Here is a 12,838-nt window from a genome sequence, read left to right as displayed (position 1 = left end):
GCTCGAGAATCAAGGTTAGCGGCATTCCTGTGATGCCAAGCTTTGAAGAAAACAGTGACCATCATCTGTTATGTAAAAAGTACAAGTTTGATCCGGATAAGAAAATTGTTGTCATTATGGCTGGTGCCCATGGCGTCTTAAAGCATACAGACCGGATTGCACAAAAGTTATCTGGCTATGAAAACAGCCAGCTTGTGATTGTATGTGGACATAATCGTAAGCTTAAAGAAAAATTGCAGCGTGAACATCAAAACAATCCGAATATCATCGTCCTTGGCTATGTCAATTATATGGATGACCTGATGAAAATTGCGGAAGTGATGGTGACAAAGCCTGGCGGTATTACGTTAACTGAAGCCATCAATGTTCGCCTTCCACTCGTTTTGTATAAAGCCGTTCCCGGTCAGGAACGGGAAAATGCAGAATTCTTCCATGCAGAGGAAGCGGCAGTTCAAGTCGACCATATTGATGACATGATTGCAGCAACGCAACGGATTTTGTCAGATGAAGCTTACCGTGCTAAGCTTCAAGCCAACATGGCAAACTTGCATTGTCCAGCGTCAGGGCAAACCATCTCCAATGATATTCTTTATGCACTTGGTGAAAAAAAGAAAATACGAAGCCGCTCGAGCTTGAACGCGTGTTGATGCCATAATGAACGGATTTAAGCGTCTCGCCTTCATTATGTTTCTCGTTGAATTCGTTCGCTCAGCATTTTTAGTTGGCTATTTGCCTAATGTTGCGGTCGGAGGGGCTGCTGTCATTGCTGCAAGCACGGCTGTCACAGTCCATTTTTTCTCGGACGCCGGAGCAAATGCTGTGATGGGTCCGATCATGCGCCTTTTCAAAGAAAAACTGACGTCAAATGTCGGATTCTTTCTCGCGCTCGTTGGGTTATTTTTAGCCAAAACGGGTGAGATTTGGGCAATGCTCATCGGAAGCGCGTTGATCGGTATTGGCATTGTTCCAGTCTGGATTATTGCACTTTGTAAAGCTTCTGGAGAGGAGCGCGGGCGCCGGATGGCGTTTTTATACAGCTTCTGGATGGCTGGTCTCGCTGCAGGTGCAGTTGCCAGCAATTTATTGCTTGATCTGTCATATGCTTCGGTCTTCTGGATGATGACCGGCATGGTCGCACTCGGCTGGATTTTAATGACCACTGTGTCCGCTCCAGAAAAAGGAATAACAACTGAAGAGCCTTCGGTTAGAGGGTTTAAAGGAAAAGTGAAAGCTTTCATTGCCTTTGGCAAACGTGGCAAAGTCCTCTTGCCCGGCATTGTTCTCACAGGCATTGCCAGTGGCATGCTCGTCACGCTGCTGCCTTTATTTGCAAAACTGTTTCTTTCTAATCAACAATTTGGCCTTGCACTCGGCGTCGGAGGCATCGCGGCGCTTTTAGGACTTATTCCGCTTGGCAAATTAGCTGACAAAGTAGGACATCTTCCGCCTGTGATCATTGGATTTGCCCTTTGTTCAATCAGTATTATTCTCTTTACAAACACCCCTGGCGGCTGGATGATTTTTCTGGACGCTTGTCTACTCGGGCTGGGTTATGCGACGTTCTTGCCCGCTTGGAATGCCTTTATGGCTGCGTTTGTCCATCCGTCGATGCGCCAGGAGGGCTGGGGAGTCATTAACAGCGTGCAAGGGGCGAGCGTGATGATTGGCCCAGTGATTGGTGGCGTCATTGCTAACATGTGGTCGATCACCGGAGCGCTCATCGTGTCCGCTAGTCTGATCGGTGTTACTGCACTGTACTATATGGCCTATAGCTTGTTTCCAAAACGTCAAGTTTCTTAACTGAATTGAAAAAGAGGCACCGATACCAGTGCCTCTTTTTTGCGCCTTAATAAGGATCAGACGGCTGCCCCATCTGCTGAGCTCGTTTAACGGTCTTTTCCATTGGTGTATCATTGTTCGTCCCCGCTTCGTCCAAGCCTTGTCTTACTCTCGTGCCGTACTCTTCGTCACATTGTGTAAAAATATTCACCATTTCATCTTGGACTTCCTTACGGCACGTCGATAATGTGCTGACTAGGTTTGTTATTAACTCATCGCGTTCCCAGTCACTCAACCGCCGATATGTTTCACCGGCTTGCCCGAAATTATTTTGGCGCGAAATAATTTCTCTTTTTAAATGACCTTCTACATAGGGCTTATGTTCTTGTCCAGGGTTTTTTGCTTCTTTTAATCCACCGATGAGTGAAGGCTCGTAATTGACGTGAGGGTTGGGCTGCTCATCATAATCCGTACGAAAATCCATTTGTCCGCCTTGCTGGCTGGTTGCAACATGTTTCTTTGCAGCATTAATCGGTAGCTGCAAGTAATTTGAGCCGACACGGTAACGTTGAGTGTCCGAATAAGAGTATGTACGTCCTTGTAAGAGCTTGTCATCAGAAAAATCAAGGCCATCCACTATGACACCTGTGCCAAATGCGGCTTGCTCCACTTCAGCAAAATAGTTATCTGGATTTTTATTGAGCGTCATTCTTCCGACCTTATGCCACGGATAATCTTCCTTATACCATAGCTTTGTCGGGTCAAGGGGATCAAAATCTAATTCAGTATGCTCTCCATCTTCCATGATCTGTACGTACAGCTCCCACTCCGGATAGTCTCCATTGTCGATCGCTTCGTATAAATCTTGCGTGGCGTGAGTCGTATTCGTCATCTGAATGCGGTCAGCTTCCTCTTGAGTGAGGTTTTAATGCCTTGAACAGGCTCCCAATGATACTTAACGAGGACAGCCTTCCCTTCTTCATTCACCCATTTATACGCATGAACACCTGATCCTTGCATCTGCCGATAATTTGCCGGAATTCCCCACGGCGAAAATAAAAAGGTCACCATATGAGCTGATTCAGGAGATTGACATAGAAAGTCAAACATGCGTTCAGGATCAGTTACGTTTGTGACAGGGTCTGGCTTAAACGAATGAACCATATCCGGGAACTTGAGCGGATCGCGGATAAAAAAGATTTTCAAGTTGTTCCCGACTAAATCCCAATTGCCGTCTTCTGTATAAAATTTTACAGCAAAGCCTCTCGGATCACGCAAAGTTTCCGGCGAATGTCCACCATGAACGACCGTTGAAAAACGAACAAACACCGGCGTCTTGATGTCTGTATTTGTAAATACGCTCGCCCTCGTATACTTAGAAATCGGCTCTCCGTCAACGGTTCCGTAAGATTGAAAATAACCGTGGGCTCCTGCACCACGCGCATGGACAACCCTTTCCGGGATTCGCTCACGATCAAAGTGGCTTATTTTTTCTAGGAAATCATAGTTCTCTAAAGTCGTAGGCCCGCGGTTACCAACTGTTCGGACGCTTTGGTTATTGGTCACTGGGTGGCCTTGCCGATTCGTTAGCGTATCTTTCTCTTGCTTCGTTTGCTTTTGCTGATGCTTCATCTGTTTCCCTCCATTTCATAACCATACAAAGTTTTTCCACTTATTAATGAAATATGCATGGCGGAGAAAAACAGCTGATTATGCTGGCGCTGTACAGCAAAAAGCACCTTAATCTGTCATGCCATTAAAGGCACGAGAGACAGGTGCTTTTGCTTATATTACGGCGCTTCACGAATCATTTCTACATGGGGGATGCCGTCCTCGTCATAGGCGTCTGATGTTGTCACGAAACCGAAATGATTGTAAAAACGCTGTAAATGAGCTTGGGCAGATATGCGAATGCGTGGCTGTTGCTCGTGCTCGTCAAGCCAACGGACGGCGCGTGTCATGAGCTCGCGACCTACACCTAATGAACGTGCTTCCTTCGCAACTATGACTCTGCCGATCTGGGCTTCCCGATCAATATTGGCAGGAAAAAGTCGTGCATAAGCGAGTAGCTTGCCTTGACTTATCACAGTGAGGTGCCACGTGTCTTTGTCTTTCCCATCAATATCTTTATACAGACTCTCTTGCTCTACGATGAACACATCTACCCGCAGCTTGAGGATTTCGTACAGTTCGTCTAATGTGAGCTCTTCAAACGAGCAAATTTTCCATTGTAACGCCATGGCTGTATTCCCTTCTACACATGGTGCATTAAGTATCTTGCGTGATGCTGATGCGCTGACGATATTTATCCTTTGAATCCAAAGCACAGTTAAACTTTCAAGAAAAAGAATGACTGATCTATGCTGTATCAGGCGTGTATTGCGACCGCTCTTCGTCCATCATGATTTTAACGAAAATGCTGTCTACCTTCTCCTCGTCTTCCGTGAGATAGACGTAAACAAGATGGTCTGTTGTTGTGTAGAGCATAAAGTTTTGCCCAGTGGTTTCTGACCTCTCTACCTCTTTTTCGCCTAAAGCGTCTGTCACATCGGTCTTCGTCGCACCTTGTGGCACCCACGTGATCGTTGTCATTGTATCGTCGTGAATGCTGAAGGTATAGCTGCACATGTCTGCTTCATAAACCAATTCCTCCGAGCCGCCTAAGCTGTTTCTCTCCGTCGGCTCACCACGCTCTTCGATAAATGCTGCTTTTTTTACAGCACCATCAAGTGGTGTTTCACAAGAACCGACTATACCGTCATTTTCGATCCTCGTTAAAAAATCGCTGAAATCTGTTTCTGTCTCAGACGCAGACTGTCCTTCCTCTGAAGGACTTTCTTCTTCTGTTAACCCTGCCTGATCATCCTCTTCTGCAGGAGTTCCTTCTGACTGACTTTCCTCTGCTGGTGCTTCTTCATTCGGTGCTTCTGTATTTTCTTCGGGTGCTCCGCACGCTGTTATCATGAGAATTGCAAGCAGTGAAATGATAAGATTAACCCATTTTTTCAATTGAATGCTCCTTTCTTGCCTGAGTTAGTTGCACTAATTTTTTAGTGTAGCAAAGTGACAGGAACTCGTAAACCGTCTCAAGACACTATGGTGTATAGTGTATAGACGTATCCGCTCTCACTTGCTTCCAATACACACTGAGACACCTAAACGCAAAGCGCCTAGGTGTCTCTTTATCTTGTCTATTCAGTTACATGAATATTCACTTCGTCTGGTCTGTAAACCGCTGTGACATTGCCTTCAAGATCAAGGGCAAACATGACCGTCCGCTCACTCTCTACTTCAAACGAGTAAGTTTTTCCGCTTTCTGGGTGCTGAATACGGACATTTGTCGTTTCTGCATCTTCTGAGACAAAGACGAGCAACTCTCCTTCTGGGAAAACCTGACGACGTCCGTAGATCCCTGGTGTGTCGCCAGACAACCAGCGCAAATCACCAGTGACACGAGCTTCTTCAAGGACGAGAGAGTAGAGCTTTTTAATCGGCTCATCATGAAGATTAAGCTCGACAGGCAATGGGCACCAGATGAGCTTTCCTTTGCCTACAGGTTTAATAATTGGCGCTACACCTTCTGGAAGCTGGGTTTCCGCTGTTATTTCTTTTTCCAGCTTGCCAATCATATTTAGATTGGTCGATTGATCTTCTAAAAATGCGATATCGTACGTCGTCTCCTCCAGCAACAAGCGCTCGTGACGACGAACATTCGCGCGTTCTGCTTTGCCTACCAATGCTTCGCCACGATTGTTCGGCCACCAATACGCATCGATATTCAATGGCCCTGTCCATAAAATGACGGTTCCATGCTTTTCTGCATGTGCCATTAACTTAGCAAAGGCTTGATCGCTAAAGTTATGACTGCTTGGAACAAAAATGACCTTTGGCGGTTGTTTCTCCAGTTCTTCGAGGTCATATTCACCGAAAGCACGGAAAGGAATTCGCAGATCATAGGTCAGGATGCGCGTTAATTTCTTTGTTGCCATTGGGATCACTGGGCGATTTGAAAAATCGTTGCTGTATGGATAGATGACTGCAACATCTTCTAAAGCACGATCCCGGAACAGATGCTTCACCTGTCCGATGAAGGAGCCAAAATCATAGGAGACATTTGCCTCAGGCTTCTCACTGCCATCGGAACGAACAGCACCGATGTTGGATTCGTTCACATTGTTCATATAATGGTTTACGTTCCATAGCCATTGCACGGCTCCCGCGTTCCCTGTTCCGAAAGCAAGGGCATATTTTCTTTCTAAAATATTGCGTAGCTCTTCTTCGGAACGCTTTGCGCGTCCATCAGGGCGTTCCACATACATAATGCCCGTCTCTTGCACGAGGTTGGGCTTATCAGGTGCTTTCGTAAACACAGAATCCCAGACGAGATGATCGAGGAACCACCATGAATGCACAGATGTGTAATCGACCGCTTTGGCGTAGAAGAAAGGTGACGGACGTTGAGCACCTAATCCTTCATCCTGTCCGACGGTAACAAGCTGATGAGGAACAGCCTCTTTAATCGCTGCGGTTAGTTCACTCGCCCACCGATTGTGCATCTCCATTGTAAATAGCGTATAGTCAAGCCACTGTCCACCCTTTTTCGGGAGAATGCTCGTCGTTAAGAAGTTGATGTCACTTGGCTCTGGTAGCTGTACGGCCTCAAAGCTTGGCAGTTGTTCAGGCGTCATATTCCAGCGTTCCTGGAGAACTTCAATCGTGTCATGACGCTCTTTCAGCCACTCGATATAGGCTGCCTTTTCAAAACGATCATGTGAAGAGCGTGGTCCCGCAAAGATACGCTTCGGATCAAACATCGTTGGTTCATTAATTAAATCCCATTCTACGTGGGTCGACGTCCGGTGACGCAACACCATCGAACGAATGAATCGTTTTTGCGCTTCGACACTGCGCGGATCTAGATACGGATTTTCCCCTTCCCACGTTTCAGGTGTAAATGAAAAGAAGTTAACTGTCACTTCAAGTTGATGCTTTTTCGCTGTCAGTAAAAAGGCATCAAGGGCACGCAATGTTTCCTCTGAGGCATGACCGTCGGTAAACATTGCCGTTCGCCACGCAGTCCAAAACCCCGTTCGAATGTAATTAATTCCAGCGTTACTCATTTGAGCCATATCTTTGTCCCATGCAGATACATTAGGCAGGAAGAGAAACTTTCTCGCCACGTCAGAAGTCATATAAGTCATTCCAACGATCGGGAATGGCTTGCCATCTTTAACAAAATAATCACGTTCTGTCTCTAATGGTGTTCCTTCTTCCAGCAAGGCTTGGTCATAGCCCCAAAAACCTTGGTGCAACGTGCGACGATCTCCTCTTGATGATGTCGCGGTCGCAACGACCTGATAATACCCAGGTTGTATGTCTACAGGTACAGCTATAGAATCGTACACGATATCCCGATCAACCATCGTCGTGTAGGTTGTTTTCCAATCGTGTACGCCATCTTCTGAAAATACATGAATCGCAATTGTCCACTCTGTCTCTTCCGCTTGACGATGAAGGTTTTGCAGCTGCAAGGTTAGACGTGGCTGCTCGCCTTCGTAGTAACTTGCATAATTTGGTTTCAGCCAGAACTCTGTGACGCCATGGGCTGCCATCGGTACAAGCTGTTGAACCAATATATCCTTTTCCTGATCCCAAAAGCGATCTGTCACTGTCTGATTAATAAAAATCCAGCGACTTCCTGAAAAATCACCCTTCGTGTTTTCTAACATAACGACTGGTGCAGAAACGAAGCGGTCGTCTTTAGAAAAACCTTGAACGAGTGCGTAAATGTGAGCATCCATCGGTCCACCGGAACCCATCTCATCGGGCAAGTCCTCTGAATGCGTCACATGCAGTGTGAAGTTATACGTCTGCTCCACCGTAAGGCCGTGTGCTAAGCCTGACAATTGCGGCCAATCCGGGTGATCCTTTAATTGCTCGACCGGCTTAGAATTCACGACGTGTGCTTCTTGAATATTAAGCTCTTGGTGATAACCTGTCTGTTCTCTCTCTACTGTCCATTGGTCATTTTCTCGAACGACAGGACGCTTAAACGGCGCACCGCCAACGTGCACAAGCCCTTTTCCTGCACGTACATGAGCTTTAATTGCTCCCCAGGCACTTTTCGGAAAGTAAGCGCCATGCGTCATCACGAGCACATCTGCTGCTGACAGTGCTTCAGATAAACCTTCAGCATTGCACACTTTACCTGCTCTCTGCCACTGGGTTATTGTCGTCTCAGGAGGACGAACACCTTCATATGGGAACGTTTCATCATAGAAAAATACGGTCGTCATTCGAAAACCCTCCTCTTGCGATATGTAATCCTCCTTGTATTTTACTGCGCCTCCATCAAAGTGAACAGGACATATGATCTTAATACGCCTCAAAATTTCGTGAAGGTTGATAAAAAAATCACCAGATGATTACTCACCTAGTGATTCATAGAAAAGATGGCATTCATGTCATCTTTATTGACTTTCTTCTTCATCCATTTCCTGCTCATCTTCATTCATTTGTTGCTCGTCCTCGTTCATCTGCTCTTCATCTTCGTTCATTTGTTCCTCATCTTGCTGCATATCGTTCTCGTCTTGCTGCATATTGTCTTCAGCTGGAGGGTTATCATCTGTTGCTCCTCCACATGCAGTTGCAACCACAGCGGCAAATGTAAGTGCTCCAACTTTTGTTAACCAATTTGATTTCATTTCGCTTCCCTCCTTTTACTGTTGAATCTGGCCGCTTTATTCCAGGCCTTTTTCTATCATGCCCAAGATTTATTTTTTTTACGTTCATCTAAAAAAAGTAGGGCATTCCTTATGGTTGCTTTAAATTAAGGTGCAAGGGCGGAGATGCGTCCGCCTTCCATTCGGCAAATAAGACATCTTTGTAATCTTCCACACCGTGCTGTTTTAATGCACCGATTAATGTGTCTTCCGATATGCCTGCTTCCTTTAAATTATCCGTAATTAATTCCCCGTCAGTCACTAAGGTGACTGGTAGCACAGGTGAAGGCATATTGCTATTTGGCGGCTCTTTCATGACTGTTATAGACCCATCCGCTTCCAATATGGCATAGGCGACGTCACGAAGCGTGAAAATATCCTTTGCTCGCAACAATTGGCGCAACTGATTTATGTCCAATCGGTTTTTAGTCATTTCATCTTGCTGTACCTCACCGTTGCGAACGACGATCGATGGATTCCCTTCCAAAAAGGACCGTGTCTTTTTCCACTTTTGCGTAGCCCATTCAGAAATGAAGGACAGCGCACCCCAGATTACAGTAGCATAAACGAGATGCCCAACATGAATGTTCTCATCATATAAACCATTCCCAATGAGCTCACCTAGGACGACAACCGCAATAAAGTCAAACGCAGTAATCTGATTCAACTGCGTTTTTCCTAGAAATTTTGTGAGGCTGAGCAGAAGAATATACCCGACGACAAGCTCTAAAGCAATGCTTCCAAACATTCGTCAAATCACCACACTTGCCGTTTTGCCGTAGTATGTGCAGCTATCTATAAGAAAATACCTCTTAAACCAATGAAGAATCGTTGAGCGCTCACTTTGAGTCTTCTTAGAAATCGCTTTGTAAAACACGTCCATACTTCGCCAAAGCGCATGGTTTTGACCGGCACATCTACATCAGAAAAACAGACAAAGTCTAGGTCGACTTTGTCTGTACGATACAGCATGGATATTTGTGAAGCGTTTAGAATGTGCTAGCAGGCGACGTTGACGTACACCAACGGGCGTTGCGAAGCTGATGGAAGACAGCTTTATAAGCTTCTGGAGTACCAATGTAGTATAGCGCTTCTAACGAATGCGCTCGTACATACCGGTCTTCGTCTTCTAAGGCCTCAATTAAATGTGGAACGGCTTCTTTTGACTTTGTGCCCATTTTGATAAATGCGAGACCTGCAGTGAAACGTACTTGCACGTTTTCGTCCTTCAACGCTTTAATTAACGCTTCGGTAACCTCAGCTTCTGGAGATTGAATAATTCCAAGGGCATCGACAACGGTATGGCGGACGAGTGGCTCAGGATGTGATAATTGCTCGATTAATTTACCTACAGCCTTTGATGCTTTTTCTCTTTGCTCGCCGAGCGCGAAAGCAGCATAGGCGACAACTTCTTTTTTATCATGGCTGAGAGCTTCAATTAAACCATCAATCACACGCTCATCACACGACTGTAAACCATAAGCCGCGCTTCGTGCTGCCTTAATCCGCTCATTCGTGAACACATCGAACAAGGCTTTTTGCCCTTTCTCTCCTAGACGTGCAAGGCTATATGCGGCATTTAATGAGATTGGCTCATAGGAAGCCGTCATTGCTTCGCGCAATGCTGCTACGGCTTTATCACTTGCTCCGTCTCCTAAGAACCCTAGCGCATCGCATGCTTTCGTACGCACGTTCACATCGTCAGATTCCATATCTTTCAGCGCTTGCTCTTCGTCGACAGATCCTGTCAGAGTCAATGACTCTCCTTTAAGCCACGACCACGTATCTTGCCACATCACTTGATGCTCATGGAAGATGCCTGCTGTATTTGGTGTATGCCATTGCGGATCTTTAAGGTCCCACGTCGGCTTCACAGGCGCTTCAGTGCGCATAAATTCAAACTTAAGCATGTATCTTTCTCTGCCTAACTGATTAGCGGTTGCACGATGCCAAATGTCATAATGAATGAGAGCAAACGTACCGGCTGCCCCAAACGCTTTCGCCTCTTCCGGAAGATTATCTTCTTTAAAAATACGGGTGGCGTGGTTTTGCGTCCCTGGCATCACCCCGGTCGGTCCCAATTCAATCGGTGTATCTTGTGGGAAATACATAATCATTGCCCACCACGGACGGTGGTGTCGTACGGTTTGATAGCCCCAATATGAGTCTTTATGCCAAGCACCGTGGTCAGGCGAGTTGTTGAAGTGACCATGACGATGGGCGTGCATTAAATAATTGTCACCAAGAACACTCGTGAGCGCTCCATCAATCACGGGATGATCAAATACTTGCTGCAGTTCACGGACACGAGGAAGCAAGTTATTTCCTGGGTTGCCTTCCCCTTGATATACGCCATTTAGTTGTGTCAACAATTTTTCGTGAAACTCTTCTGAAAAGTCAGTTTTTAAAATCAAGAAACCGTTTACAATAAATTCCTGCATTTGCTCATCGGTGAGTAATTGTTTGTGTTCCGTCATTCGGATCCCTCCAAATAGTCATTTGAAATCAAGAAGGCCAACCTCTACAAAATACGCAACAGGTTCGATGCATTTTTTTATTTCTTGTTGTACTTCTATTGTACAAATGTAATCCATAATTAAAATGCCACATCTTCACCTCTATTTGCATAAAGTTAACCTATTATTGGTTATCCAAATAAACGCCGGTACTCAGATGGGGTAATGCCCACTTTCTTTTTAAACGTTCTGGAGAAATAATGTGGTTCCATGGCGAGCGAAGCAGCAATATCGGCCATCGAAAAACGCTTATCCATCAGCATCGTTTTAGCTTTTTCAATTTTTGCTTGTAACAAATATTGAATTGGGGAAACACCGACATGCTCGTTAAAAAAACGAATAAAATAATTTGGATGAAAATGGACACGATTCGCCAGCTGTCTCACTGTCAATTTCTCGTGCAAATGTTCTTCGATATAAGCAAAAATGACCGATAATTTTTCGGTCTCCTCCGTCAGCGTATTTTCTTCTTTGATGTCTACAGCGTTGCTTTGACATTGCTCTATATAAAAATCAATGAGCTGAAAAAGAAATGCTTTTTCTCGAATCGCTGCTGCCATTTCGTGGCTCTGATGTGCTTCGATGAGCGCTTCAAACAGGGCTACAACCCGTTCATGATCTTCGTCCATCACTCGTATCACCCGTGGTGTCTCTAACCATTTAAATAGCTGTAGCGGCCCTAACTGAGCTGTAAAATGACACCAATATTTTAAAAAAGTATTCTCACTGACCGTTTGATATGACTGTTTTACTCCCGCTGGCATGACAACCATATCTCCCGGCTTAGGAAATAGCTCTTCGCCGTCGATGACGACACGTCCTTCTCCTTCTAAAATGTAATAGAACTTATGGTGATCAGGTGTGTAATTTAAGTCTCTCCATTTTACCGATACTTTCGTTTTTGCAGCGATTGATACACTCCCTTGTAAGTTTTGTAAGCGGTGTCTCCACTGCATATGCGCGGATGGTTTCATTTTGTTCTCCCTTTCCACACAGGTTGTCCTTCTTTTTCGGATTTTAAAAAAAATACCGAGCCTGCCTAGCCCGGTATTATGCATCGCCTATGGCGAAGGTAATTTCCGCTTCAGCCGCAAGCTCACCTTTCACCTTTGCGACACCTTTTCCTTTGCCAATTTTGCCTCGAACCCGTGTGAGCTCGACTTCCAACTCAAGCTGATCTCCAGGAACGACTTGCTTTTTAAAACGACATTGGTCAATGCCTGCCAAAAAGGCTAGTTTTCCTCGGAGGTCTTCTTTATGTAAGAGCGCAACACCACCAACTTGAGCCATAGCTTCCACAATTAATACTCCTGGCATGACTGGGTAACCCGGAAAATGCCCTTGAAAAAATGGTTCATTTCCAGAGACGTTCTTAAGGGCTTTGCATCTCTTTCCTTCTTCAAGCTCAACCACTCGATCCACTAGTAAAAAGGGATAACGATGGGGTAAAACGTTTTGAATGTCTTTAAATTCCATATCAATTCCCCTTCTATGTATCATCGTTTAAGCAGACGGCGATTCTTTGACGACGAGGTCTATAATGTGTTGCCAAGTAGACCATTGCAATACATCCATTGGATGACCGTCACCGACGACGCCATAGCCGATCATTGCTCCGGCAATTAAAGCAAGCCCCGTCATCAGAACGAGAGCCAGCAGTCGAAACCAAATTGGAAACAGGCGTATTCTCTGCCGCAGGCGTCGTCGGTCTTTCGTATCAGACTGCTCTGGTGATGCTTTCTTTTTCTCCAAGGATTTATATTCTTGGCGCGTGCTCGGCTTTTTCGTTACGACTTCAGTCTTATAGCCTGTCATCAAAAA

11 protein-coding genes and 1 pseudogene are annotated in these 12,838 nt (G+C 45.4%); 2 read left to right on the top strand and 10 right to left on the bottom strand.

The features are described 5' to 3' along the window. Together G4V62_RS17955 and G4V62_RS17950 are read left to right on the top strand one after the other, a co-directional pair. Positions 1 to 647 (top strand): glycosyltransferase (locus G4V62_RS17955; RefSeq protein ID WP_165204865.1); only part of this gene is annotated, 647 nt, incomplete at its 5' end. A gap of 7 nt (positions 648 to 654) precedes the next feature. Next, on the top strand, positions 655 to 1,800 hold the full coding sequence (locus tag G4V62_RS17950; protein ID WP_165204863.1) for an MFS transporter: 1,146 nt from the start codon (positions 655 to 657) through the stop codon (positions 1,798 to 1,800). Positions 1,801 to 1,846: 46 nt separating this feature from the next. Here the strand turns inward: G4V62_RS17950 and G4V62_RS17945 are convergent. The 10 genes and pseudogenes from G4V62_RS17945 to G4V62_RS17900 all read right to left on the bottom strand — a co-directional run. Beyond that, positions 1,847 to 3,411: pseudogene (locus G4V62_RS17945) on the bottom strand (catalase). Between the two features lie 158 nt (positions 3,412 to 3,569). Further along, entirely contained in the window at positions 3,570 to 4,019 is a 450-nt protein-coding gene (locus G4V62_RS17940) for a GNAT family N-acetyltransferase (RefSeq protein ID WP_165204861.1), read from the bottom strand. A 118-nt stretch (positions 4,020 to 4,137) separates the two neighbouring features. Further along, entirely contained in the window at positions 4,138 to 4,788 is a 651-nt protein-coding gene (locus G4V62_RS17935; RefSeq protein ID WP_165204859.1) for a hypothetical protein, read from the bottom strand. Positions 4,789 to 4,970: 182 nt separating this feature from the next. Continuing rightward, positions 4,971 to 8,075, bottom strand: coding sequence for a beta-galactosidase (locus tag G4V62_RS17930; RefSeq protein ID WP_165204857.1), 3,105 nt, complete (start codon positions 8,073 to 8,075; stop codon positions 4,971 to 4,973). Between the two features lie 174 nt (positions 8,076 to 8,249). Further along, positions 8,250 to 8,483 carry a hypothetical protein gene (locus tag G4V62_RS17925; protein ID WP_165204855.1) on the bottom strand — a complete coding sequence of 78 codons (234 nt, stop codon included), beginning with the start codon at positions 8,481 to 8,483 and terminating at the stop codon, positions 8,250 to 8,252. 109 nt (positions 8,484 to 8,592) lie between these two features. Beyond that, entirely contained in the window at positions 8,593 to 9,249 is a 657-nt protein-coding gene (locus G4V62_RS17920) for a YetF domain-containing protein (protein ID WP_165204853.1), read from the bottom strand. Positions 9,250 to 9,490: 241 nt separating this feature from the next. Further along, positions 9,491 to 10,978: a HEAT repeat domain-containing protein gene (locus G4V62_RS17915; RefSeq protein WP_165204851.1), complete on the bottom strand. Its 1,488-nt coding sequence runs from the start codon at positions 10,976 to 10,978 to the stop codon at positions 9,491 to 9,493. 170 nt (positions 10,979 to 11,148) lie between these two features. After that, the gene (locus G4V62_RS17910) at positions 11,149 to 11,991 is read right to left on the bottom strand and encodes an AraC family transcriptional regulator (RefSeq protein WP_165204849.1); all 843 of its coding nucleotides are present in this window, start codon (positions 11,989 to 11,991) and stop codon (positions 11,149 to 11,151) included. Positions 11,992 to 12,067: 76 nt separating this feature from the next. Beyond that, positions 12,068 to 12,493 carry a 3-hydroxyacyl-ACP dehydratase FabZ gene (fabZ, locus tag G4V62_RS17905; protein ID WP_165204847.1) on the bottom strand — a complete coding sequence of 142 codons (426 nt, stop codon included), beginning with the start codon at positions 12,491 to 12,493 and terminating at the stop codon, positions 12,068 to 12,070. Positions 12,494 to 12,520: 27 nt separating this feature from the next. Next, the coding region (locus G4V62_RS17900; protein WP_312855539.1) for a DNA-directed RNA polymerase subunit beta at positions 12,521 to 12,838 on the bottom strand (318 nt) is incomplete at its 5' end.

It is taken from the genome of Litoribacterium kuwaitense (genome assembly GCF_011058155.1).
Classification (GTDB): domain Bacteria; phylum Bacillota; class Bacilli; order Bacillales; family DSM-28697; genus Litoribacterium; species Litoribacterium kuwaitense.
Note: the sequence above shows the minus strand (reverse complement) of the source record. Positions and strands in the feature narration are given on the sequence as shown.